This window comes from Escherichia sp. E10V10 (genome assembly GCF_004211985.1).
Classification (GTDB): domain Bacteria; phylum Pseudomonadota; class Gammaproteobacteria; order Enterobacterales; family Enterobacteriaceae; genus Escherichia.
This window is the reverse complement of sequence record NZ_RHJO01000019.1, coordinates 128,512-154,279: the sequence shown is the minus strand read 5'-3', so window position 1 is coordinate 154,279 and position 25,768 is coordinate 128,512. Positions and strand designations below refer to the sequence as shown.

Here is a 25,768-nt window from a genome sequence, read left to right as displayed (position 1 = left end):
TTACTCCTGACGGCGCGGTTTACTGGCAAACAAACGTTTCACCAGTACAAAAAACAGAGGAACAAAGAAAATAGCCAGCAACGTAGCGGTCAGCGTACCGCCAATAATGCCCGTACCAATGGCGATACGGCTGTTCGCACCTGCGCCGGTCGCCATCGCCAGCGGCATTACCCCCGCAATAAACGCCAGCGAGGTCATGATGATTGGGCGTAGACGAGTCTGCGCCGCGCGTAATGCCGCCCGACTCAGGGAATGGCCCTCAGCAAGTGCCGCTTCAGCAAATTCAACAATCAGAATGGCGTTTTTCGACGACAAGCCGATAGTGGTTAATAGCGCCACCTGGAAGTAAACATCGTTGTTTAAATCACGCATCCAGGCCGCCAGCGCCGCGCCAAGAAGCCCCAGTGGGATCACCAGAATGACCGAGAACGGGACTGACCAGCTTTCGTACAGGGCTGCAAGGCAGAGGAAAACCACCAGAATAGAGACTGCGTACAGACTTAATGCCTGACCGCTGGCCAGTTTCTCCTGCAATGACAAACCACTCCAGGCCCAGGTTGTTCCCGCAGGAAGACTGTTTGCCAGTTCCTCCATTTTTGTCATTGCATCGCCGGAACTAAAGCCAGTCGCGTTTTCGCCCTGAATTTCATAGGCCGCAGAACCGTTGTAGCGCACCAGTTTTTCCGGGCCATAGATCCAACGCGTAGTGGCAAAAGCAGAGAACGGTGTCATGGCGTTATCGCTACCGCGCACAAACCATTTTCCTAAATCTGACGGCGCAGAACGAAATTCACTGTCGCCCTGAATGTAGACTTTCTTCACACGACCACGGTCAATAAAGTCATTCACATAAGTACCGCCCCACGCGCTTGCCAGCGTGTCGGTGACATCACTTAAGCTCAACCCCAGCGATACGGCTTTATTGTTATCGATATCTACCTGCAATTGCGGCATTTGCGGCAGGTCATTGGCACGTACAGAAATCAGCTCAGGGCTTTGATTAGCCTGCTCAATCAACTGATTACGCATTTTAAGCAAGGTTTCGCGGTCAGTCGCACCACTTGCCATTAATTCAAACGTAAAGCCATTGCTATGCCCCAGACCATCAACTGCAGGCGGCGTCATGGCAAATACCGTTGCATCACGAATTGCCCCCAACTCTTTGGTTGCCCGTAAGGCGATAGCCTGGGCGGTATTTTCTGCCCCTTTACGTTGTGACCAGTTTTTCAACGAGACAAACGCCATCCCGGTATTCTGTCCGCTGCCACTAAAACTGAAACCATCAACGGTAAAGATGACATCGGTATTTGCTTTCTCGTTAATCAGGAACCAGTCAACAATCTGGCGATTCACTTCTGCTGTACGAGCTGCGGTCGCCCCAGCTGGCAACGTGTACTGCACCATGATTTCGCCCTGGTCTTCAGTGGGTAAGAAACTGCCCGGCAGTTTCCACATCATCAGGGCCATTCCGCCACCCAGCACGACATAAACACCCATCGTTCGGGCAGCACGGCGCAGGACATAAATTACGCCTCGCTTATATTTATCTTCAGTACGGCGGTAAAAGCGGTTAAATGCGCCGAAAAAGCCTTTTTTATGCGGCGGAACATGCTGGAGGACGGAACCGCACAGCGCGGGAGTCAAGGTCAATGCCACCACCACGGAAAGCAGCATTGCGGAGATAATGGTTATCGAAAACTGACGATAAATTACTCCCGTAGATCCCCCAAAGAAGGCCATCGGCAGGAATACGGCTGACAACACCAGCGCAATAGCAACCAGTGCGCCAGAAATCTCGCCCATTGATTTTTCCGTGGCTTCACGCGCGGGCAACGCTTCGTCACGCATAATGCGTTCGACGTTCTCCACTACCACAATGGCATCGTCCACCAGCAAGCCGATCGCCAGCACCATTGCAAACAACGTCAGGGTATTAATCGAATAGCCAAACAACGCAAGAACGCCGAATGTGCCCAGCAAAACGACGGGGACAGCTAACGCCGGAATCAGTGTGGCACGCAGGTTTTGCAGGAATAAATACATCACGCAAACCACCAATACGATGGCTTCAAAAAGCGTCTGAATTACGTCCTCTACGGAGATTTTAATAAATTCAGTGCTGTCTTTCGGGTATGCGATGTCGTATCCCTGCGGCATGTTCCGCTGAAACTCTGCGATTTTATCCTTGACCAGCGTCGCCGTATTCAGCGCATTCGCACCGGGCGAAAGCATTACAGCAACCCCGGCAGACGGGTGACCGTTAAGTTTGCCGATAGCGGTATAATCTTCACTGCCCATCTCAACGCGAGCCACATCTTTTATACGAACAACTGCGCCGTCTGACTGGCTTTTCACGATAATATTTTTGAACTGATCCACCGTCTGCAAACGAGACTGCGCACGTACCGTTGCGGTCAGTTGCTGAGTATCCGGTGAAGGCAATGCCCCTATTTTCCCGGCAGTAACCTGCACGTTTTGCGCTTCAATAGCACTTTGCACGTCTGAAGGCATCAGCGAGTAAGACGCCAGTTTGGCCGGGTCGAGCCAGATGCGCATAGCGTATTCTGCGCCAAAGACTTGCAGACTCCCCACACCTTCAACGCGCGCCAGCGGGTCCTGAACGTTACTGACCAACCAGTCGGCGATATCCGAACTGGAGGCTTTGTCAGTGGTGTCATACACGGCAGCAATCAGCAAAAAGTTGCTTTGTGATTTTTCCACTGTGACGCCAGTTTGCTGCACTTCACTCGGTAAGCGCGACTCCGCCTGCTGAATTTTATTCTGCACCTGAACCTGTGCAGTGTCGGGATCGGTACCTTGTTCAAAGGTCACATTAATACTGACCGAACCATCAGAGCTGCTGGTTGAGCTGAAATAGAGCAAATTATCCAGCCCGGTGAGTTGCTGTTCGATAACCTGGGTCACGCTGTTCTCCAGCGTTTCGGCTGAAGCACCGGTATAAGTGGCTGATATTTTAATGGTCGGCGGCGCAACGTCAGGATATTGCGCGACGGGTAATGTGCGAATGGCCAGAATACCCGCCAACATAATCAAAATGGCGATAACCCAGGCAAAGACCGGACGGCGGACAAAAAAGCGCGAAAACATCAGGCGTTGCCTCCATTAGCCTGAACTTCAACAGCCTTGACGGTCTGCCCTGAAGTGACTTTGGCGGAACCTTCAACAATCAGTCGGTCGCCGTTATGCAGGCCGTTCAGCACCAGCCATTTATCACCATACGTTTCTCCCGTTTCGAGCGTTCGCTGCTCTACTTTATTGTCTTTATTCACCACCAGCGCAGTTGCATTGCCTTTAGCATCGCGCGTGACGCCCTGTTGAGGCGCGAGAATAGCGTCTTCCATCACGCCTTCATCAACACGGGCGCGAACAAACATGCCTGGTAATAACTGTTGTTGTGGATTGGGGAAAATCGCCCGTAATGTCACCGAGCCGGTAGACTCATCCACAGCGACTTCGGTGAGTTCCAGACGCCCTTTTTCGCTGTAGGTTGTGCCATCTTCCAGAATAAGTGAGACGCTCATGGTGTCACTGTTGGTCGCCAGTGACTGTTTACGCAGACGTAATAAATCGACACTGGAGCGAGTGAGGTCGACATACATTGTATCCAGACCACGAATAGTCGTTAACGCTGTATCCTGCGACGCGGTCACCAGTGCGCCAGGGGTCACCGACGAAATGCCAATACGCCCCGAAATCGGCGCGGTTACCGTGGCCCAGTCAAGATTAATGCGCGCGGTTTCCAGTGCGGCTTTTTTCGCTTCAACACTGGCTTTATCTTGTGCGCAGGTAGACTGAGCATCATCAGCATCCTGTTGTGAGACACCGTTATCTTTCACCAGTCGGGCATAACGCTGCGCTTTCTGGCAATCGGCTTTTACCAGTGCCTGTGCCTGTTGTAATGCTGCCCGGGCTTCATTCCATGCCGCCCGATAACTGGCCGCATCAATTTGGTACAATGGTTGTCCGGCCTTAACTAAATCGCCTTCAGTAAATAGGCGTTTCTGGATAATTCCCCCAACCTGCGGACGTACTTCAGCACTGAGTGCCGCACTGGTGCGTCCGGTTAATTCACTGACTACCGAAACCGGTTGAGATTTGAGCGTAACAACGCCCACTTCTGTTTCCGACGGGGATGAATTGTTATTTTGCGTATTATCACAACCAGATAAGAGTAGCATTGCCACTACAGACGTTGCTATATACTTCATTATTTTCTCCAGGGTGAACAATACCCTCCCCATTAAAATTAATGAGGATATGTCAGGGATATTCAGATATAACGAACCCGCATCGCGAAATGAATTTCGCAATGAAATAAGGGGGATTAATATCCCCCACTATCGGTTAATTCTTTTCTTATTAATTTATCAACATACTAACAATGTCCTGATATATTTTTTGCAGACGTTGGGGATCGCTTTTTTGCGGTGTTAAGCGACGATAAACCGTACCTTCCATCATGGTGGCAAGCACTTCAACGCAGCAACGAATGTGCTCATCGCTAAGATGGGGATGCATTCTTTTCATATGTGCACAACCGTTAGCGAACATTCTGGCGTCAGCTTCCTCGAGCATCGCCATCACCCGTGGGTTGCGTGTGGCTTCTGCAGCCACTTCCAGCATCAACGCGTCGTCGTCCTCATTTAAGGATTTCCGCAAAGCAAGAACTTCCGGGAAGTGATCGGTACGCGCGTCAATGTCCATCTGGGCAATACGAAAGTCGATGATACGGCGAACCATCTCTTCAATAATGGCGTCTTTATTGGCGAAGTAACGATATATCTGACCCACGCTAAGTTGAGCTTCGCTGGCAATTTGCGACATACTGGCGGCGTGAAAACCGCAGCGACGAAAACACCGACGGGCGGCGTTGATGATTTCATCCTGACGCTGTTTGTGACGTATCTCCATCTTGCTGGTCATTTCTGTCTGCTGTCCTTCCACTTAGTGAGAACGATCGTTCTCATTTTTGCCAATTATACATTTCTCCAAAGTGAGGGAAAGTATTTTTATCTTATTCATGGTGTATATTCTGATAATGAAGAGATTGTGGAGATTCTGTGAAGATAGTTGACAATATTAAATTGGGGGCTATTTGTCAGAGATAAGACCGCGACTTGTTGTCGCCAGATTATTAATCGTCGATGACACAACAAACGCCGGACCTGATAAATCCGCGTCTGTTTTATCATCAAACTTACCGGAAGTAATACGAATAGTTTTAAAGCCAGACGCTATAAGATATTTCCACAATCGGCCCCTCGCAGGCGTCGCAAAATGCTCTGGACTGCTGATTCTCTCCGGTACAGAAAGCGCAACTATAGCCACCCACAGCCAGGTTGATTATAATAACCATTTATCTGTTCGTACTGTTTACTAAAACGACGAATCGCCTGATTTTCAGGCACAACAAGCATCAACAATAAGGATTAAAGCTATGGGTTTTCTTTCCGGTAAGCGCATTCTGGTAACTGGTGTTGCCAGCAAACTGTCCATCGCCTACGGTATCGCTCAGGCGATGCACCGCGAAGGAGCTGAACTGGCATTCACCTACCAGAACGACAAACTGAAAGGCCGCGTAGAAGAATTTGCCGCTCAATTAGGTTCTGACATCGTTCTGCAGTGCGATGTTGCCGAAGATGCCAGCATCGACACCATGTTCGCTGAACTGGGTAAAGTTTGGCCGAAATTTGACGGTTTCGTACACTCTATTGGTTTTGCACCTGGCGATCAGCTGGATGGCGACTATGTTAACGCCGTAACGCGTGAAGGCTTCAAAATTGCCCACGACATTAGCTCCTACAGCTTCGTTGCAATGGCAAAAGCTTGCCGCTCCATGCTGAATCCGGGCTCTGCTCTGCTGACCCTTTCCTACCTGGGCGCTGAGCGCGCTATCCCGAACTACAACGTTATGGGTCTGGCTAAAGCGTCTCTGGAAGCTAACGTGCGCTATATGGCCAACGCAATGGGGCCGGAAGGTGTGCGTGTTAACGCCATTTCCGCAGGTCCGATCCGTACGCTGGCCGCTTCCGGCATCAAAGACTTCCGTAAAATGCTGGCACACTGCGAAGCCGTTACGCCGATTCGTCGTACCGTTACCATCGAAGATGTGGGTAACTCCGCAGCGTTCCTGTGTTCCGATCTCTCTGCCGGTATCTCCGGTGAAGTGGTCCACGTTGACGGCGGTTTCAGCATCGCTGCAATGAACGAACTGGAACTGAAATAATCGTTCTGTTGGTCAAGATGGGCGGCGTTCTGCCGCCCATTTTCTCTGTTATACCTTTCTGATATTTGTTATCGCCGATCCGTCTTTCTCCCCTTCCCGCCTTGCGTCAGGATAACGATTTCCGTTATGACCAAGGAGCGCCCATGGAACAACGCCATAGTTCAGGCAAAAGCCACTGGTATCATGAAATCCAATCCAGCACTTCAGAGCATAACGTTCTGCCACTTGTACCCGAAGCCGCAAAGGTCAACGACCCTTTTTTGCTCGACGTGATTCTTGAGGAACAAACGCTGGCCCCCTTTCAGTCATGGCTGGCACCCGCACGTGCACTCGCCGGAGCGTTGTTCCCGGATCAGCTGGCCGTGACCCGCTTGCAGACATTCACCGCTTATGAACGCCTGTCTACAGCCCTGACTGTTGCTCAGGTCTGCGGCGTCCAGCGGTTGTGCAACTACTATTCCGCGCGCCTGACACCACTTCCCGGACCGGATCCCTCCAGGGAAAGTAATCATCGGCTGGCGCAAATCACACAATATGCCCGCCAACTGGCCTTCTCTCCATCTATTATCGACGGTCGGTCCCGTGAGCATCTTAAAGATGTCGGCCTTACCGCCTGGGACTGTGTGTTCATTAACCAAATTATTGGCTTTGTCGGTTTTCAGGCGCGAGTGATTGCCACATTGCAGGCTTATCTCGAGCAACCCGTTCGTTGGCTACCCGGTCTGGAGATGCAAAACTACGCCGATGCCTCACTGTTTGCGAATGAATCAACTCGCTGGCGTACCTGCTACGCCGTAGAAAAATTACCTGAAGATGCGGTGAATAGTTCGTCGGTTGAACTCAGCCAACTGACCGAAATACTCAATCTTCACCCCGCTCTACTTTCACGCCTTGAGGAGCTATTCGCCAGCACATTGGTTAGCGCCAAAACCAACCATCAACTTGCGACGTTGTTAACCGCGCGGATTAATGGCAGCGCCGCTTGCTTCGCTAGCCAAACATATTCAACAGCAGAATATAAAGAGGCAATCCTCGTTCTACGTCAGGGCGAAAATGAAATTAATCGGTGGGCTGATAGCCATTGTGTTGAGCGCGCTACCGTTCAGGCGATACAATGGCTGACCCGAGCACCCGATCGCTTTAGCGCCGCCCAGTTCAGCCCATTACTCGAACACGAAATATCATCAACGCAGGTTATTAATTTGTTGGTATGGAGCGGGCTTTGTGGCTGGATCAATCGCTTAAAAATCGCGTTGGGTGAAACATATTAACCTTGCTGCGTCAGACAGAATCGCGTAAAACTGTCAGCCGCTCTAATGGCCACCAAAATAGACAATTATGTTTCAGGACAACCCGCTGCTAGCGCAGCTTAAACAGCAACTGCATTCCCAGACGCCCCGCGCTGAAGGGGTGGTAAAAGCCACTGAAAAAGGCTTTGGCTTCCTGGAAGTCGATGCACAAAAAAGTTATTTCATTCCGCCGCCGCAAATGAAAAAAGTTATGCATGGCGACAGAATTATCGCAGTCATCCACAGCGAAAAAGATCGTGAATCTGCCGAACCAGAAGAACTGGTTGAACCTTTTCTAACCCGCTTCGTGGGTAAAGTTCAGGGCAAGAATGACCGTCTGGCCATTGTCCCTGATCATCCATTATTGAAAGATGCCATTCCTTGCCGCGCAGCCCGTGGCCTGACACATGAATTTAAAGAAGGCGACTGGGCAGTTGCCGAAATGCGCCGTCATCCATTGAAAGGCGATCGTTCTTTCTATGCAGAACTCACGCAGTACATCACTTTTGGCGACGATCACTTCGTGCCGTGGTGGGTAACTCTGGCGCGTCATAACCTGGAAAAAGAAGCGCCGAACGGCGTTGCTACTGAAATGCTCGACGAAGGTCTGGTGCGCGAAGATCTGACTGCACTGGATTTTGTCACCATCGATAGCGCCAGCACGGAAGATATGGATGACGCCCTCTTCGCGAAGGCGCTCCCGGATGACAAACTGCAACTGATCGTGGCGATTGCCGATCCAACCGCGTGGATTGCAGAAGGTAGCAAACTGGACAAAGCGGCAAAAGTTCGTGCATTCACCAACTATCTGCCAGGTTTCAACATCCCAATGTTGCCGCGTGAGCTTTCCGACGATCTCTGCTCACTGCGCGCCAATGAAGTTCGCCCGGTACTGGCGTGTCGGATGACGCTCTCCGCAGATGGCACCATTGAAGACAATATCGAGTTCTTTGCCGCTACTATCGAGTCCAAAGCGAAACTGGTTTATGACCAGGTTTCCGACTGGCTGGAAAACACCGGCGACTGGCAGCCAGAAAATGAGGCCATTGCCGAACAAATTCGCCTCCTTGCGCAAATTTGTCAGCGTCGCGGCGAGTGGCGCCATAACCATGCACTGGTGTTTAAAGATCGCCCGGATTACCGTTTTATTCTCGGTGAAAAAGGTGAAGTGCTGGATATCGTCGCCGAGCCTCGTCGCATTGCCAACCGTATTGTCGAAGAAGCGATGATCGCCGCTAACATTTGTGCGGCCCGCGTACTGCGCGATAAGCTCGGTTTTGGCATCTATAACGTGCATATGGGCTTTGATCCGGCAAATGCTGAAGCGCTGGCAGCATTGCTAAAAACGCACGGTCTGCATGTCGATGCTGAAGAAGTGCTCACGCTGGATGGTTTCTGCAAGCTGCGTCGCGAACTGGATGCGCAACCGACCGGTTTCCTCGACAGCCGTATTCGTCGTTTCCAGTCCTTTGCCGAAATCAGCATTGAACCAGGCCCTCACTTTGGCCTCGGCCTGGAAGCGTATGCCACCTGGACCTCACCAATCCGTAAGTATGGCGACATGATCAACCATCGTCTGCTGAAAGCGGTCATCAAAGGCGAAACGGCGACGCGTCCGCAGGATGAGATCACCGTTCAAATGGCCGAGCGTCGTCGTCTCAACCGGATGGCGGAACGTGATGTCGGTGATTGGTTATACGCACGCTTCCTGAAAGACAAAGCCGGGACCGACACCCGTTTTGCGGCAGAAATTGTCGATATCAGCCGTGGCGGCATGCGCGTGCGTCTGGTTGATAATGGCGCTATCGCTTTTATTCCTGCGCCATTCTTACACGCCGTACGCGACGAACTGGTTTGCAGTCAGGAAAATGGCACCGTGCAAATTAAAGGTGAAACGGTTTACAAGGTAACCGATGTTATCGACGTCACTATTGCCGAAGTTCGTATGGAAACTCGCAGCATTATTGCTCGTCCGGTAGCGTAATATTCTTTTGCGGCCCATTCATTACGGATGGGCCGTTTACTTGACTCGTCTCCGCATTCATTTTTATCCCCCCAGATTTTTTTCACAGACTTTCGTTTGTAAACTGGCGTTTTTCCAAAACTGGATTACAAATAAATATATAAATAAAACAATACGTTTAGCCGTCGCTAATTTTATGTAATTCATGTTGGACCTTTCTTTTAATCGCGAACTCCGCTGTTAACCGGAAGACACGCTTCATGAAAACAGTTAGGGAGTCCACAACGTTGTACAACTTTCTCGGATCGCACAATCCATACTGGCGTTTATCGGAAAGCAGCGATGTTTTGCGCTTTTCCACCACCGAAACCACAGAACCTGAACGTACTTTGCAGTTATCTGCCGAACAGGCTGCTCGCATCAGGGAAATGACGGTCATCACTTCCAGCTTGATGATGAGTCTGACCGTCAATGAGAGCGATCTTTCTGTGCATCTGGTTGGACGAAAAATCAATAAGCGCGAATGGGGCGGCAACGCGTCTGCATGGCATGACACACTTGCAGTAGCCCGCGATTTATCGCATGGGCTTTCTTTTGCTGAACAGGTAGTGTCTGAAGCTCATTCCGCGATAGTCATTCTTGACAGCCGGGGAAATATCCAACGGTTTAACCGATTATGTGAAGAATACACAGGTTTCAAAGAGCACGATGTCATTGGTCAAAGCGTATTTAAGCTGTTTATGAGCCGTCGTGAAGCTGCAGCATCCAGCCGCAATAACCGCGGCTTTTTTCGCAGTGGTAACGCTTATGAAATTGAGCTCTGGATACCAACGCGCAAAGGTCAACGGCTATTTCTGTTTCGCAACAAATTTGTGCACAGCGGTAGCGGCAAAAATGAGATCTATTTAATCTGTTCCGGCACCGATATTACCGAAGAGCGTCGCGCCCAGGAACGACTTCGCATACTGGCAAATACCGACAGCATCACTGGACTACCGAATCGTAACGCCATGCAGGCGTTAATCGATCATGCCATTGATCAAGCTAACGACTGTAAGGTTGGTGTTGTATATCTTGATTTAGACAATTTTAAAAAGGTAAACGACGCTTACGGGCATTTATTTGGCGACCAGTTATTACGTGAGGTGTCACTGGCCATTTTAAGCTGCCTTGAACAGGATCAGGTGCTGGCGCGTCCTGGCGGGGATGAGTTTCTGGTACTGGCACCCAATACATCACAAAGCGCACTGGAAGCGATGGCATCGCGTATTTTAACCCGGCTTCGCCAACCCTTCCGCATTGGTTTAATTGAAGTCTATACTGGCTGTTCCGTCGGTATTTCACTTTCGCCACAACATGGTATGGACAGCGCAGCCATTATTCGCCATGCCGACACCGCAATGTACACCGCAAAAGAAGGTGGGCGCGGACAGTTCTGTGTTTTTTCGCCAGAAATGAACCAACGGGTTTTCGAATATCTTTGGCTTGATACCAACCTGCGTAAGGCGCTGGAAAACGATCAGTTAGTGATTCATTATCAACCGAAAATCACCTGGCGCGGTGAAGTACGAAGCCTGGAAGCGTTGGTGCGCTGGCAGTCGCCTGAACGCGGACTCATTCCCCCGTTAGACTTTATTTCCTATGCAGAAGAGTCTGGACTAATTGTTCCATTAGGACGTTGGGTGATTCTCGATGTGGTGCGTCAGGTGGCAAAATGGCGTGATAAAGGCATTAATCTGCGGGTAGCGGTGAACATCTCTGCGCGCCAGTTTGCCGATCAAACTCTTTTTACCGATCTGAAGCAGGTTCTTCAAAAACTGAATTTTGAATACTGCCCTATTGATATCGAGTTAACTGAAAGCTGTCTGATAGAAAATGATGAACTCGCCCTCTCCGTTATCCAGCAATTTAGTCAGTTAGGCGCACAAGTGCATTTGGATGATTTTGGCACCGGCTACTCTTCGCTTTCGCAACTGGCCCGCTTTCCCATTGATGCGATTAAACTTGACCAGGCTTTTGTCCGTAATATTCACAAACAACCTGTCTCGCAGTCATTAGTGCGTGCGATTGTCGCCGTCGCCCAGGCATTGAATCTGCAAGTCATCGCCGAAGGCGTGGAAAGCACAAAAGAAGATGCCTTTTTAACCAAGAACGGCATCAATGAGAGGCAAGGATTTTTGTTTGCCAAACCAATGCCTGCTGTGGCCTTTGAACGTTGGTTTAAACGTTACCTGAAACGCTTATAAAGAGACGAATGTATATAATTAGCGATATATAATCTTATCACATATCATTTTCTCGAATGAAAATTGGCCTTTGCCACTATACGCTTCTCTTTTAGTGGCAATTTTTGCATTATTCATTTTTGCCTTTATTTGCCATAAGGATACCCTCATGTCTGAATTTGATGCCCAGCGCGTTGCCGAACGTATTGATATTGTGTTAGATATCCTTGTGGCGGGCGATCACCACTCTGCGATCCATAATCTCGAGATACTAAAAGCAGAACTCTTGCGCCAGGTTGCTGCATCTACGCCAGACATCCCGAAGGCACCGTGGGAGATTTAACAGTCGTGCTTTCAGGCTTTCCATTTAGCAGAAAAGGATGCCAGGCGCGTCAGCTTTTTTATTGAATATTATAACGTTATAAGAATTACAGCGATGAATTCCCGACAACAAACAATTCTACAGATGGTCATTGACCAGGGTCAGGTTAGCGTAACCGAACTGGCAAAAGCCACGGGTGTTTCTGAAGTTACTATTCGCCAGGATCTCAACACCCTCGAAAAACTGAGTTATCTGCGCCGCGCGCATGGTTTTGCAGTTTCGCTTGATAGCGATGATGTTGAAACCCGGATGATGAGTAATTATACGTTGAAGCGTGAACTTGCCGAGTTTGCGGCCTCTCTGGTTCAGTCAGGTGAAACTATCTTTATTGAAAATGGCAGCAGCAATGCCCTTCTGGCTCGCACGTTAGGCGAACAGAAGAAAGATGTTACCATCATTACGGTTAGCAGCTACATTGCGCATTTGTTGAAAGACGCGCCCTGTGAAGTCATTCTACTTGGTGGCGTGTACCAGAAAAAAAGCGAAAGCATGGTTGGCCCCCTGACACGTCAGTGTATCCAGCAGGTTCATTTCAGTAAGGCATTTATTGGTATTGATGGCTGGCAACCTGAAACTGGATTTACTGGACGCGACATGATGCGTACCGACGTAGTCAATGCCGTGTTGGAAAAAGAGTGCGAAGCAATAGTTCTGACGGACAGCTCAAAATTTGGTGCCGTACATTCTTACTCCATCGGCCCTGTTGAGAAAATCAAACGGGTCATTACCGACTCGAAGATACCTGCAAGCCACCTGTTGCATCTTGAGCATAATAGACTGACGGTTCACGTCATCAACAATTAATTTCCCCTCCTCTACGGATGATTTGCACTTTCGCAAATCATCCGCTCTAAGATGATTCCTGGTTGTTAATTAAGACTATTTACCTGTCCTTAAAACTTCAAAGTTGTAAACTTAACATTAGCGATATAACAGGAAGTGACTGTCACCTGCGTGATATAACCCTGCGCGAGAGGATTTCACGGAAAATAACTTTTTCAGAAAGCGTCTTAACTATTATAGTTAAAGAGAGCTTACTTCCGTGAATCATAAATTCAGGAGAGAGTATTATGTTTGTAACGAGCAAAAAAATGACCGCGGCTGTTCTGGCGATTACGCTGGCTATGTCTCTGAGTGCCTGTTCTAACTGGTCTAAACGAGATCGTAATACCGCAATCGGTGCGGGTGCAGGTGCTTTAGGTGGCGCAGTACTGACTGATGGCAGCACGCTGGGTACGTTAGGCGGTGCAGCAGTCGGTGGTATTATCGGTCACCAGGTCGGTAAATAATCGTAAATAAATGTCGATTAGCGACTCGCAATTATAATACGCTTAACTCTGTTCAGTACGAAATAACTGAATAATACACACAGTAAAATAAACGAAAGCCACGAATATTTTCGTGGCTTTTTTTGTTAACCGCCGGCGAGTTTTACCTTCATGCCTTTCGCTTCAAGCATTGATTTTAATAAATCACGCTTATCTCCCTGAATTTCGATAATTCCTTCTTTTACTGACCCTCCGCAGCCGCATTTTTTCTTCAGTTCTGCCGCTAGCTTTATCAGTTCAGCTTCATCGAGATCAACACCAGTAATCAGGCAAACACCCTTACCTTTGCGACCGCTGGTTTGACGTTGAATACGCACAACGCCATCACCTTTAGGGCGTACAGGGGCTACTTTCGGTTCATCGATACGTCCAGTCTCCGTTGAATAGACCAGACGGCTGTTGGAATCACTCATTATGCACTCCGCTGTAACGAGGCGTTGATCGCTTTCAGCGTTTGCGCTGGATCCGCAGATTGCGTCACCGGGCGACCAATCACCATATAATCAACCCCAGCTGCCAGCGCCTGTTCTGGCGTCATAATACGGCGCTGGTCTCCAGCATCACTCCCCTGCGGACGAATACCCGGCGTAACCAGTTTGAAGTCCTGACCAAACGCTTGTTTAAAACGAACGGCTTCCTGGGCAGAACACACCACGCCATCAAGACCACATTTTTGTGTCAGCGCCGCCAGACGCTCTGCATAATCCGCTGGTGACAGTGTCACGCCGAGATCCGCCAGATCGCTTGATTCCATGCTAGTCAGCACAGTTACCGCTATTAACAACGGCGCGTCTTTGCCAAACGGAACCAGCGCCTCACGAGCAGCGGTCATCATACGCGCCCCGCCAGAGGCATGAACATTCACCATCCACACACCTAAGTCAGCCGCTGCGGCCACGGCGTGCGCTGTTGTGTTGGGAATGTCGTGAAATTTCAGGTCAAGGAAGATATCAAAACCACGCTCTTGCAGTTCACGGACAAACTGTGGCCCAAACAGCGTAAACATCTCTTTGCCAACTTTCAGACGACAATCGCGTGGGTCGATTTTGTCGACAAATGCCAGCGCAGCATCACGATTATTATAATCAAGGGCAACAACGACGGGAGAACGCGTAACAGCGCGGGAAGAAGATGAAGCAGTTAACGTCATGACCAGACCTTCTTGATGATGGGCACCGGAAGTGGCGCGAAAAAGGTAAACGGCGTGCATTCTACCCGTGGAAATAAAAAATTAACAGTTGCGATTTCTCCCCTGTCAGGCTTTTCCATGCAGGCGTTACCGAAGCACATTTGTTGATAACAACCATTAGTATGTTGTAACTAAAGTCGATTTTTTTTTTTAAACTACAGGCCATCCAGACCACGAATTGGTTTAATGGTCGACCAGGCCCGACAGGACGGACAATGCCAGTAGAGGGTATAAGCTGTAAAACCACACTTCTGGCAGCGATAACGCGGCTTACTGCGTACCTTCTCACCAACCATATCGCGCAGCACCATCAGGCTCTCTTTTGCACGCCCTTCTTCCGCTTCATTGAGGTGGTAATCCATCAATTTGTGGAACACGCGCATGGTTGGATGACGTTGCAACTGCCGCGTAATGTAAACCTGAGCTGCATCGCTCCCGTCACGCGATTCAATGATGTCAGCAAGCATCAGTTCAGCATCAGCACCCGTATTTTCTTCCACCGCTCGCTGGAGAAACTCTGCCCATTCGTCAGTTTTACCCAACTGCTGATAGCAGGTTTGCAGCATTTCCAACGTTTCGCTGACCAGTTCTCTGTCCTGAGAAATAACGCGTTGCAGGCTTTCGACGGCTTTGCCGTACTCGCCTTTGGCCATAAACACACGCCCCATCATGATGGATACGCGCGCGCTGTTTTTGTCGGCCGCCGCCCCTTTTTTCAGCAAGGTCATGGCACGATCGAGATCGTCGCTGGCAATGTATTGAAGAGCTAATTCACAATAGAAATGAGCTATTTCGACCCGCTGTTTATCTTTACCCAGTTTAACCAAACGTTCGGCGACATCGATCGCCTTTTGCCATTCACTGGTGGCCTGGTAGATTTGCAGGAGTTGTTGCAAAGCGCCAACACGGAAGTCAGTTTCATCAGTCAATTGATTAAACATATCTTCCGCACGATCGTACAACCCGGCAGCCATGTAATCACGACCCAGTTGCTGAATTGCCAACAGGCGCTGTTCATAGGTCAGCGAGGCGCTTTCCATTAAAGTTTGGTGGATGCGAATTGCGCGATCGACTTCGCCACGGGATCGGAACAAGTTTCCGAGCGTAAGGTGGGCTTCAACGGTGCCGGTATCCTCTTTGAGCATATCGAGGAACAGGTCCACCGCTTTATCTTGTTGATTACTAAGCAGAAAGTTAACCCCCGCCACGTAATCACGTGACAGGCGGTTGGCTTCATCTTGCTTGTTTTGTTGCGCACTTCTGCGGCCCATATACCAGCCATAGGCAGCGGCTACAGGCAAAAGCAGAAACAACAACTCCAGCATAGAAGGTTATTCCTTCGCCACTGACGCATGCGGCGCTACCGCCACATCAGTCGCGGGTGAAAGCTGGTTTTCCAGTCGCTTTATTTTACGTTCAGCACGCGCCAGAGAAACACGAACTCGCAGCCAGAACAGTCCGCAAATTAACCAACCGATAGCAAAACCCGCAGCAAACAATACCGCCAGCAAAGTAGAGATACGATACTCCCCTTGCGCTAACAGATAGTTAAACGTCACCTGTTGATCGTTCTGCGCACCTAACGTGACCGAAATCACGAAAATCGCCAACACCAATAAGAAAATGAGTAAATATTTCACATTACTTCCCGTTATGTGGTTAGAGCGCATAAATTATGGTCAACTTACCGCAATAGCCCTTTAAAGTACCATTTTCACGCCGACTGCGAAATGGCAACTACGTGCATTGTTGGTGATTTAAGGGCGAAAATCAGAAAATCAACCAGCGTTAACTTTCTTCTTCTCGTTGCGCTATCTCACGATTTTCTTCCGGAGGTGGTGTTAATGGCCCACAAATTCGTTGAGCAAGCCAGGTTGCCACCGCCACCAGCGCCCACGAAATCAATGTAGCCACCACCAAATCACGCGGCCAATGCATCCCGAGCAGTAGGCGGCTTCCCATGACTCCCGTGGCCCAAACCAGCAAGAGTACAATGGTGAACGTTCGCCGACGCGGCCACAGTAACCCAACGGCCAGCAGCGCCCAACTGGCAGCAAACATCGTGTGACCGGAAGGAAAGGCAAATCCCGTCTCTTTCTGCCAGTGAGAGCGTAAATAGCCCGGTATATTATTTTCTGCAGCCAACTGTTCTTTCACTAAACTTCCGCGTTCCGCACGTTTTAAAGTGTAGAACTCCTCAACCGGAATATGATGTGTTTTTTCCAGCCATATCACAAAGGGGCGCGGCTCCTGAACTTTATCTTTTATCCAGGATTTCACGCCTTGTCCAATGAGGATCGCCGCAGCCAGAATGGTAAACAGCATAATTGCGGCTTTGAGGCGAAAACGCAGACACCAGAGAAACCAAGCGAATAAAATCAGATGTGTAATGACGCCCCAAGGCTGAGTAACGGTTTCAGTGACCCAAAAGGCCGCTTTTAACAGCCAACTTTGATCTCCTGGTTGCCAACGCCAGCCAGAAATCCATACAGCTACCGGCATTACAAGTAATAGTGCAGCTCCCACTGCGGTACGCCTGGCAATCGAACGCATGGCCTCTCCTTTTTATAATTCCCACAATCATAACTGAAAATGCCTGCTCCAGTAAAAATTGACAGATTTGTGCCATTCAGTGAACGATTGGCGCGTCGTGATTAGGAGAACCCCTTCGCGTTATGGCAAAATAAGCCAATACAGAACCAGCATTATCTGGAGAATTTCATGCAGCTTAAACGTGTGGCAGAAGCCAAACTGCCAACCCCATGGGGCGATTTCCTGATGGTGGGATTTGAAGAACTGGCAACCGGACACGATCATGTCGCGTTAGTTTATGGCGACATTTCAGGACATACTCCTGTCCTGGCACGCGTCCATTCTGAGTGTCTGACCGGTGATGCCCTGTTCAGCTTGCGCTGCGATTGTGGCTTCCAGCTTGAAGCGGCACTGACGCATATTGCCGAAGAAGGCCGTGGTATTTTGCTGTACCACCGTCAGGAAGGACGTAACATCGGTTTGTTGAATAAAATCCGTGCTTATGCGTTACAGGATCAAGGTTACGATACTGTAGAGGCCAATCATCAGTTAGGTTTCGCCGCTGATGAACGTGATTTCACCCTCTGCGCCGACATGTTCAAGTTACTGGGCGTTAATGAAGTCCGTCTGTTAACCAACAACCCCAAAAAAGTCGAAATTCTGACCGAAGCAGGTATCAACATTGTTGAGCGCGTGCCGTTGATTGTTGGCCGTAACCCAAATAACGAACACTATCTCGATACTAAAGCCGAGAAAATGGGCCATTTGTTCAACAAATAACCCTGTTCGCTACAGACTTAATATATTTGCCGGATGATCCACATCCGGCAAATAAAGCTGAATTACTTCAACATATTACGAATGACATAATGCAAAATACCGTCGTTCTGGTAATAGGTTAATTCTGTTGCAGTGTCGATACGACAACGGCACGGCACAACGTCCTGCACACCATCAGCTCGCGTTAGTGTCACAGGAACCGTAGCGCCAGGTTGCAGATTTTGCAGATCGGCAATATCAATCTTCTCTTCCCCCGTCAGCCCTAACGATTTACGCGTCACACCTTGCGGGAACTCCAGCGGCAAAATACCCATGCCGATTAAATTCGAACGGTGAATACGTTCAAACGATTCTGCAATCACCACGCGAATACCGAGCAGACGCGGGCCTTTTGCCGCCCAGTCTCGACTCGAACCTGACCCATATTCTTTCCCGGCAATTACCGCCAGCGGTGTTTTCTCTTGCTGATAGCGCATCGCCGCATCATAAATAGAGATAACATCATTGCTTGGTAGATGGCGCGTCATCCCCCCTTCAACACCAGGCACCATTTCGTTACGAATGCGAATATTGGCGAACGTGCCGCGCATCATCACTTCATGGTTACCACGACGCGAACCGTAGGAGTTAAAATCTTTACGCTCAACACCACGACCTTGTAGATATCGACCCGCGGGGCTATCAGGCTTAATGCTGCCTGCCGGAGAGATATGGTCAGTGGTAACCGAATCACCCAGCATTGCCAGAATTCGCGCGCCGTGAATATCTTCCACTGGCGCAGGGGTTGCCTGCATTTCATCAAAGAAAGGCGATAAGCGAATGTAGGTCGAATCATCCTGCCATCCGTAGGTATCTGATCGTACAACCTTAATCTCCTTCCACTCCGCAGTCCCTTCGAAAACTTCCGCGTACTCCTTACGGAACATTTCAGTGGAGACTTGCGCAACAGCGCGAGCAATCTCTTGAGTCGATGGCCAGATATCTTTCAGATATACCGGATCGCCTTTACGATCGTGCCCCAGAGGTTCGGAAGCCAGGTTGATATTCATATTGCCCGCCAGTGCATAGGCAACCACCAGCGGCGGCGAAGCCAACCAGTTGGTTTTAACCAGCGGATGAATACGTCCTTCAAAGTTACGGTTGCCAGACAGTACCGCGCCAACGGTTAAATCGCCCTTTTTGATCGCGGTTTCGATAGGATCGGGCAACGGACCAGAGTTACCAATACAGGTGGTACAACCATAGCCCACAAGGTTAAAGCCCAGTTCATCAAGATATGGCGTCAGTTTGGCTTTTGCCAGATAGTCAGAAACCACTTTCGAGCCAGGCGCGAGAGACGCTTTGACCCACGGTTGTCGTTTCAGCCCCAGAGTTACGGCTTTTTTCGCCAGTAATCCGGCCGCCATCAGCACGCTGGGGTTAGAGGTGTTGGTGCACGACGTTATCGCGGCAATAACCACTGCACCATCAGGCAACTGATACTGATGCCCGTTCATAACATAATCGACCGGCTGGCGATCTTTATGCGTGGCGTTGACTTCCAGTTCGTTACTGGCAGCAAAAGCTTTTGGCACATCAGGCAGCGCAACACGATCTTGTGGACGCTTTGGACCGGCAAGACTAGCGACTACGTCGTTCATATCCAATTCAAGCGTACTGGTAAACACCGGTTCATCACCTGCGTTCCGCCACATCCCCTGCGCTTTAGCATATTTCTCAACCAGTTCAACCTGGTCTTCACTACGGCCGCTTAACCGCATGTAATCGAGAGTGACAGCATCGATTGGGAAGAAGCCGCAGGTCGCACCATATTCCGGCGACATATTGGCAATGGTTGCACGATCCGCCAGTGGCAGTGAATCCAGACCATCACCGTAAAATTCGACGAATTTACCTACTACGCCATGTTTACGTAGCATCTGAGTAACGGTCAGCACCAGGTCGGTGGCGGTAATACCTTCACGCAGTTTACCGGTGAGTTTAAAGCCCACCACATCAGGAATAAGCATGGAAACTGGCTGACCTAACATCGCCGCTTCCGCTTCGATTCCACCAACGCCCCAGCCCAACACACCAAGACCGTTAATCATGGTCGTGTGCGAGTCGGTGCCGACGAGCGTATCCGGATAAGCAATCCATTCCCCCTCCTGCAATTCACTCCACACCGCTTTGCCGAGATATTCAAGGTTCACCTGGTGGCAAATCCCAGTGCCTGGTGGCACAACGCTAAAACGACTGAACGCCTGTTGCCCCCATTTCAGAAACACATAACGCTCGTGGTTGCGCTCCATTTCCAGGCGTACGTTTTCCTCAAATGCCTCATCATCGCCAAAGCGATCGACGGTAACCGAGTGGTCAATCACCAGATCGACCGGTGAGAGCGGATTCACCTTCGCGGTATCGCCACCGAGACGTTTTACTGCTTCCCGCATCGCCGCAAGATCAACAACAGCAGGTACGCCGGTAAAATCCTGCATCAGCACTCTGGCTGGACGGTAGGCAATTTCGCGATCGGCATGGGCATTTTTCAGCCATCCCGCCAGCGCATGAATATCTTCTTCGGTGACCGAATTGCCATCCTGCCAGCGCAGCAGGTTTTCGAGCAGAACTTTGAGTGACTTGGGCAGACGGGTGATATCGCCCAGTGATTTGGCAGCAAGCGGCAGGCTGTAGTAGTGGTAAGTTTTATCTTTGGCCTGCAACGTGTCCTTACTGGCTTCTCGTAGGGTTGACGACATAGCTCCTCCTTAATAACAGGGTTGCGATGCCCTGATTCTCTTCAGGGTGAATATTAAAGATAACACAAACATCGCGTAACGATTTGATAACAACCCAAATTGATAAAAGAGGAGAAACCTTGTGGCAACGCAAAAGAAAACCCCGCCGCAGCGGGGTCAGGGATCAGTGAGTAACGATCCAGATGAGTTCGGCCCAGAAGAGCATCGACAGAGAAAATGCGCCCATCCAGGACCAGTATTTCGTATTTGTAGTGATCATAGGCTACACCCTTAACTGTTATTACTTTATGTTGAGATAACTCAACCTGTTATTGCTGTGGTGTATTAAAAGCCGTTATATTCATTAATATATTGGGTAACAAGAATGATGATAATTATTGTTTCTGCTGATCATCTTCAGCAAACATCTCTATAAAGGCTTGCTGTTGCGGTGTTAGTTTCCAGCTATGGGGTATAACGACGGAACAATCCCGTTTCGTTTCCGTTGCATTGTCATTCTGCTGACATAATGGTGACGGTTCCTGATGTTGCTCCTGAACGACCATAGTTATCCCCACACTTTCCAAATCAGCAGTGCGACAACCACCCAAAAGAGCGCAGAACCAAGAAATACCGCAAGCCAGGCTTTGCGTTTTAATTCAGGGTCCCGGCGGGGGGCCTGATTTCCAGAAGGCATTGCTAACCTCATATAATCGCCATCACTTATCAGCAAGACGCTAAACGATTGGTATAATTAATCAAATGATAGGACAAATCCTAATGAAACTTTAGTCAAAAATCCAGCGAATTTACGAATCGTTTCCAGTGAATAATTCAATCTTTTGACCTGAAATAGATATTTGAAGAGTGGAGTTTGCAACGCGGATAAATAGACACTACTTTATGCTCGATTTGCCATAAAAATTTTGTGGATATTTATATTGTGAGCGACTAACAAATAAAAAGGAATAGAGAATATATTCCGGCACCTTTGTCACATAAAAAGATGCCGGAAATAACGTGGGTAATTATTTTTCTGGCAATTTGATATCTTTGAACATGACTTCAATTTCTTCATTGGAACGCAGTGCAACGGCGGCATCAACGACGTCTCGCGTTAAATGCGGCGCAAAACGCTGAATGAAATCATACATATAGCTGCGTAAAAACGTACTACGGCGAAAACCAATTTTAGTTGTGCTGTGGCTGAAGATATCATGTGCATCGACACGCACCAGATCGGGGTCTGAAACCGGATCGACCGCCATGCTGGCAATGACCCCTACTCCCAACCCAAGACGAACGTAGGTTTTAATGACGTCAGCATCAGTTGCTGTGAAGACAATTCGCGGCGTCAGCCCTGCGCGGTTAAAGGCTGTGTCCAGTTCGGAACGGCCGGTAAAGCCGAAGGTATAGGTTACTAGCGGATACTGCGCCAGTTCTTCAATCGTGATTTCCTTTTTGCCCGCCAGAGGATGATCCGGGGTTACCACAATGGCCCGGTTCCAGTGGTAGCACGGCAACATCACTAAATCTTCATATAAATGCAGGGCTTCCGTGGCGATTGCGAAATCGGCATTACCTTTAGAGACTGCATCAGCAATTTGTGTCGGCGAGCCCTGATGCATATGCAAAGAAACGCGAGGATAACGCTCGATAAAGCCTTTAATGACATTTGGCAGCGCATAACGTGCCTGAGTATGGGTAGTGGCAATATACAGCGAACCTTTATCAGGCCAGGTGTGTTCACCGGCTACCGATTTAATGGCGTCGACCTTTGACAACACTTCACGAGCAATACGGATAATTTCCTGCCCTGCGGGGGTTACCTGCGTCAGGTGCTTACCGCTACGGGAAAAAATTTGAATGCCCAGTTCATCTTCCAACATTCTGACTTGCTTACTGATCCCGGGTTGTGATGTGTAAAGTCCTTCAGCCGTTGAGGAGACATTCAGGTTATGATTGACTACCTCAACAATATAGCGAAGTTGTTGTAATTTCATGTTAAACCATCCAATTAGACGCCATCAGAACATCGTTTTTTCGCCACACCTGGCGGGTGACTAATACGATTTAATAATAAAAAAAGTGATAACTATAACCACTATATCATTTATAGCTTTAGTGTATAGGTGTGTAGAAAAAATAATATGCAATGAAAAAGGGCCGCTTTTGCGACCCTTTGTTTATAAAAACCTGACAGGCTTAAAGGTTATTTTTTCCCTTCAACCCATTTGCCATCAACATAAAATGCTGACCAGCCAGTTGCCTTTCCGTCTTTTTCCGAAGAGACATATTGCTGTTTGGTTTTACGGCTAAAGCGAACCATTGTCTTATTACCGTCTGGATCTTGCTGCGGAGCCTCCGCCAGATAACGCAGTTTTTCCGGCAGACGGTCGCGGAAGCGATAAAGCTCTTCAACCAGTGGCGCACGCGTTTCACGAGATTTCGGGAAGGTGTTGGCAGCCAGGAACACTCCAGCAGCGCCGTCACGGAGCACGAAATAAGCATCCGATTTTTCGCACGCTAATTCTGGCAGCGGAACCGGATCTTCTTTCGGTGGTGCCACTTCGCCGTTACGTAAAATCTTACGCGTATTTTTGCACTCTTCGTTGGTGCAGGCCATGTATTTACCGAAACGCCCCATTTTCAGGTGCATTTCAGAGCCACATTTTTCACACTCAACGATCGGGCCGTCATAACCTTTAATGCGGAATTCGCCCTCTTCGATCTCGTAACCATCGCAGGTTGGGTTATTACCACAAACATGCAACTTACGTTTTGGATCGATGAGATAGCTGTCCATCGCCGTGCCACATTTCGGGCAACGGCGTTTGGCGCGCAGGGCGTTAGTTTCAGCGTCTTCGCCTTCCAGTACGTTCAGTACTTCGTTTTCCGGCACCAGGTTAATGGTGGTTTTGCAACGCTCTTTCGGCGGCAGCGCATAGCCAGAACAGCCAAGGAATACCCCGGTGCTCGCTGTACGAATACCCATTTTGCGACCACAAGTCGGGCAGTCAATGCTGGTCAGAACCATCTGGTTCGGGCGCATACCGCCCTCTTCCGGATCTTTTTCCGCTTTATCAAGCTGCTGGGTGAAATCCGAGAAGAAGTGATCCAGTACGGCTTTCCATTCCGCTTCGTGATTTGCCACCTGGTCGAGACTGTTTTCCATCTGCGCGGTGAAGTCGTAATTCATTAATTCGCGGAAATTTTCCTCCAGGCGATCGGTTACGATTTCACCCATTTTTTCCGCATAGAATCGACGGTTTTCCACACGCACATAGCCACGATCCTGAATGGTCGAAATAATCGACGCATAGGTAGACGGACGACCAATACCGCGTTTTTCCAGTTCTTTAACCAGCGAGGCTTCGCTGAAACGGGCTGGCGGCTTGGTAAAGTGCTGTGCCGGAGTCAGTTCAACAAGCGACAGGGAGTCGCCTTTATCGACTGCCGGTAAAATACGATCTTCATCGCCTTTACGCAGCGCAGGCATTACTTTCGTCCAGCCATCAAAGCGCAGAATACGTCCGCGTGCTTTCAGGCGGAAATCACCTGCACCAACGGTCAGCGTGGTGGAATCATATTTCGCCGGGGTCATCTGACAGGCAACAAACTGACGCCAGATTAACTGGTAAAGTTTCTGTGCGTCCGCTTCCATATCCTTCAGCGATTCCGCCATCACATTGACGTCAGAAGGACGAATCGCTTCGTGCGCTTCCTGTGAGTTTTCTTTGCTGGCGTACTGATTCGGACTTTCTGGCAGATATTTATTACCAAAGTTATCGCTGATATAACCGCGAACCATATTTACCGCGTCCTGACTCAGGTTAGTGGAGTCGGTACGCATGTAAGTGATATAGCCTGCTTCATACAGACGCTGCGCCATCATCATGGTCTTTTTCACGCCAAAACCAAGACGGGTGCTGGCAGCCTGTTGCAGCGTAGAGGTAATAAAAGGAGCGCCAGGTTTACTGGTGGTCGGTTTGTCTTCACGTTCCAGCACGCTATAGCGCGCTTTTTCCAGCAGACTTACCGCAGCCTGAGTTTGTTCTTTATTGACCGGACGGAACGGTTTGTCATTCTGATGGGTCACCTGCAAAGCCAATGCCTCGCCGGATGGCGTGGTCGTGCTGGCATCCACTTCCCAGAACTCTTCCGGTACGAACGCTTTAATTTCACGCTCACGTTCAACCACCAGGCGGACCGCCACCGACTGCACTCGCCCGGCAGACAGACCACGAGCAATTTTTTTCCACAGCAGCGGAGAAACCATATACCCCACCACGCGGTCCATAAAGCGACGCGCCTGCTGGGCATTAACACGATCGATATTCAGCTCACCTGGCTTGTTAAATGCCTGACGAATCGCGTTTTTCGTAATTTCGTTAAATACCACTCGGCTATAGCGCGCATCATCACCACCGATCACTTCCCGCAGGTGCCATGCAATGGCTTCCCCTTCGCGGTCAAGGTCGGTTGCGAGATAGATGTGGTCGGCTTTTTCAGCCAGTTGTTTCAGTTCAGAGACGACCTTCTCTTTACCTGGCAACACTTCATAGTGCGCCTCCCAATTGTGCCACGGGTCAACCCCCATACGGTTGACGAGAGCGCCACGTTCATCCTTTTTAGGCTTTTTAGCCGTCTTGGTGGAGGTAGAGTCGGCACTCTTTTTGGCAGCTGAGCCACTGGTCGGCAAATCGCGGATGTGACCGACGCTGGATTTCACCACGTAGTCACTACCCAGATACTTGTTGATCGTTTTGGCTTTTGCCGGGGACTCAACGATGACAAGAGCTTTACCCATATTCACCTTACCTAATTTGATTCTTCCAGGAATGCGTCGCACATTGATAAACCTTCCACTGGCAACGAGTTACCGATATGGACTCGCTCTCTGCGGATATCAACCCCTTGTCGTGACTCTGTTCACGATAATTCAGGTGACTGAGTTAACAGGTCTTGGCCTACAGGCGCTATAGCACGACGTAATTTTGGTCGAATGTCAAGCAAATCTATTGCCAGATTGACGAAAGCGTCACACTGTACCTGATAAAATCCGTTACGCAACTTTATTAGCATGCAAAATCCAAAGTTGCCAGTAAGGCGCTCT

The 25,768-nt window shown here is 49.4% G+C and carries 23 protein-coding genes; 8 read left to right on the top strand and 15 right to left on the bottom strand.

The genetic code is table 11. The annotated features are described in order from the left end of the window. From D9736_RS18860 to D9736_RS18850, 3 genes are all read right to left on the bottom strand, one after another. Entirely contained in the window at positions 1–3,108 is a 3,108-nt protein-coding gene (locus tag D9736_RS18860) for an efflux RND transporter permease subunit (protein ID WP_165383171.1), read from the bottom strand. After that, complete coding sequence (locus D9736_RS18855) at positions 3,108–4,229, bottom strand: efflux RND transporter periplasmic adaptor subunit (protein ID WP_130258929.1); 1,122 nt, start codon at positions 4,227–4,229, stop codon at positions 3,108–3,110. The genes D9736_RS18860 and D9736_RS18855 overlap by 1 nt, the downstream gene beginning before the upstream one ends. A gap of 151 nt (positions 4,230–4,380) precedes the next feature. Beyond that, positions 4,381–4,944: a TetR/AcrR family transcriptional regulator gene (locus D9736_RS18850; protein WP_130258928.1), complete on the bottom strand. Its 564-nt coding sequence runs from the start codon at positions 4,942–4,944 to the stop codon at positions 4,381–4,383. A gap of 514 nt (positions 4,945–5,458) precedes the next feature. Between D9736_RS18850 and fabI the strand changes: the two genes are divergently transcribed. From fabI to D9736_RS18830, 3 genes are all read left to right on the top strand, one after another. After that, a complete protein-coding gene (gene fabI / locus D9736_RS18840) occupies positions 5,459–6,247 on the top strand; it encodes an enoyl-ACP reductase FabI (RefSeq protein ID WP_000506490.1) in 789 nt (262 codons plus the stop codon). A 143-nt stretch (positions 6,248–6,390) separates the two neighbouring features. Next, complete coding sequence (locus tag D9736_RS18835; RefSeq protein ID WP_130258927.1) at positions 6,391–7,518, top strand: CMD domain-containing protein; 1,128 nt, start codon at positions 6,391–6,393, stop codon at positions 7,516–7,518. A 67-nt stretch (positions 7,519–7,585) separates the two neighbouring features. Next, entirely contained in the window at positions 7,586–9,520 is a 1,935-nt protein-coding gene (locus D9736_RS18830; protein WP_130216062.1) for an exoribonuclease II, read from the top strand. A gap of 63 nt (positions 9,521–9,583) precedes the next feature. Here the strand turns inward: D9736_RS18830 and D9736_RS18825 are convergent, their stop codons facing one another. Beyond that, positions 9,584–9,706 (bottom strand): hypothetical protein, encoded by a 123-nt coding sequence (locus tag D9736_RS18825; protein WP_130208829.1) that lies wholly within the window; start codon positions 9,704–9,706, stop codon positions 9,584–9,586. A gap of 53 nt (positions 9,707–9,759) precedes the next feature. Between D9736_RS18825 and pdeR the strand changes: the two genes are divergently transcribed. The 4 genes from pdeR to osmB all read left to right on the top strand — a co-directional run bounded on the left by pdeR (position 9,760) and on the right by osmB (position 13,395). Next, entirely contained in the window at positions 9,760–11,745 is a 1,986-nt protein-coding gene (pdeR, locus tag D9736_RS18820) for a cyclic di-GMP phosphodiesterase (RefSeq protein ID WP_130258926.1), read from the top strand. A gap of 148 nt (positions 11,746–11,893) precedes the next feature. Next, complete coding sequence (yciZ, locus tag D9736_RS18815; protein ID WP_130208833.1) at positions 11,894–12,067, top strand: protein YciZ; 174 nt, start codon at positions 11,894–11,896, stop codon at positions 12,065–12,067. Positions 12,068–12,160: 93 nt separating this feature from the next. Then, a complete protein-coding gene (locus D9736_RS18810) occupies positions 12,161–12,910 on the top strand; it encodes a DNA-binding transcriptional regulator YciT (protein ID WP_130216058.1) in 750 nt (249 codons plus the stop codon). Between the two features lie 266 nt (positions 12,911–13,176). Next, positions 13,177–13,395, top strand: a complete 219-nt coding sequence (gene osmB / locus D9736_RS18805) for an osmotically-inducible lipoprotein OsmB (RefSeq protein ID WP_000498252.1) — start codon at positions 13,177–13,179, stop codon at positions 13,393–13,395. A 125-nt stretch (positions 13,396–13,520) separates the two neighbouring features. On the opposite strand, the gene yciH is transcribed toward osmB, so the two are convergent. The 5 genes from yciH to pgpB form a co-directional block, all read right to left on the bottom strand. Further along, the gene (gene yciH, locus D9736_RS18800; RefSeq protein ID WP_064527234.1) at positions 13,521–13,847 is read right to left on the bottom strand and encodes a stress response translation initiation inhibitor YciH; all 327 of its coding nucleotides are present in this window, start codon (positions 13,845–13,847) and stop codon (positions 13,521–13,523) included. Further along, positions 13,847–14,584, bottom strand: coding sequence for an orotidine-5'-phosphate decarboxylase (gene pyrF / locus D9736_RS18795; RefSeq protein ID WP_130258925.1), 738 nt, complete (start codon positions 14,582–14,584; stop codon positions 13,847–13,849). Before pyrF ends, yciH begins: the two co-directional genes overlap by 1 nt. 194 nt (positions 14,585–14,778) lie before the next feature. Further along, entirely contained in the window at positions 14,779–15,948 is a 1,170-nt protein-coding gene (gene lapB, locus D9736_RS18790; RefSeq protein WP_130216054.1) for a lipopolysaccharide assembly protein LapB, read from the bottom strand. Positions 15,949–15,954: 6 nt separating this feature from the next. Next, the gene (lapA, locus tag D9736_RS18785; RefSeq protein ID WP_130208843.1) at positions 15,955–16,263 is read right to left on the bottom strand and encodes a lipopolysaccharide assembly protein LapA; all 309 of its coding nucleotides are present in this window, start codon (positions 16,261–16,263) and stop codon (positions 15,955–15,957) included. A gap of 148 nt (positions 16,264–16,411) precedes the next feature. Beyond that, entirely contained in the window at positions 16,412–17,176 is a 765-nt protein-coding gene (pgpB, locus tag D9736_RS18780) for a phosphatidylglycerophosphatase B (protein ID WP_130258924.1), read from the bottom strand. A 168-nt stretch (positions 17,177–17,344) separates the two neighbouring features. Here pgpB and ribA point away from each other — a divergent pair, with 168 nt between their 5' ends. Beyond that, positions 17,345–17,935 (top strand): GTP cyclohydrolase II, encoded by a 591-nt coding sequence (gene ribA, locus D9736_RS18775; RefSeq protein ID WP_130208847.1) that lies wholly within the window; start codon positions 17,345–17,347, stop codon positions 17,933–17,935. A gap of 62 nt (positions 17,936–17,997) precedes the next feature. Here ribA and acnA read toward each other — a convergent pair whose 3' ends face one another. From acnA to topA, 6 genes are all read right to left on the bottom strand, one after another. Then, the gene (gene acnA, locus D9736_RS18770) at positions 17,998–20,673 is read right to left on the bottom strand and encodes an aconitate hydratase AcnA (RefSeq protein ID WP_130258923.1); all 2,676 of its coding nucleotides are present in this window, start codon (positions 20,671–20,673) and stop codon (positions 17,998–18,000) included. Positions 20,674–20,836: 163 nt separating this feature from the next. After that, a complete protein-coding gene (gene ymiC, locus D9736_RS18765; RefSeq protein ID WP_130216048.1) occupies positions 20,837–20,932 on the bottom strand; it encodes a small membrane protein YmiC in 96 nt (31 codons plus the stop codon). A 115-nt stretch (positions 20,933–21,047) separates the two neighbouring features. Further along, a complete protein-coding gene (locus D9736_RS18760) occupies positions 21,048–21,218 on the bottom strand; it encodes a hypothetical protein (protein WP_130208853.1) in 171 nt (56 codons plus the stop codon). 2 nt (positions 21,219–21,220) lie between these two features. Beyond that, positions 21,221–21,361, bottom strand: a complete 141-nt coding sequence (locus D9736_RS18755; protein ID WP_214251104.1) for a YmiA family putative membrane protein — start codon at positions 21,359–21,361, stop codon at positions 21,221–21,223. A gap of 319 nt (positions 21,362–21,680) precedes the next feature. Then, positions 21,681–22,655 (bottom strand): HTH-type transcriptional regulator CysB, encoded by a 975-nt coding sequence (gene cysB, locus D9736_RS18750; RefSeq protein ID WP_064527218.1) that lies wholly within the window; start codon positions 22,653–22,655, stop codon positions 21,681–21,683. A gap of 209 nt (positions 22,656–22,864) precedes the next feature. Continuing rightward, complete coding sequence (gene topA, locus D9736_RS18745; RefSeq protein WP_130208855.1) at positions 22,865–25,462, bottom strand: type I DNA topoisomerase; 2,598 nt, start codon at positions 25,460–25,462, stop codon at positions 22,865–22,867. Positions 25,463–25,768: the final 306 nt, after the last annotated feature.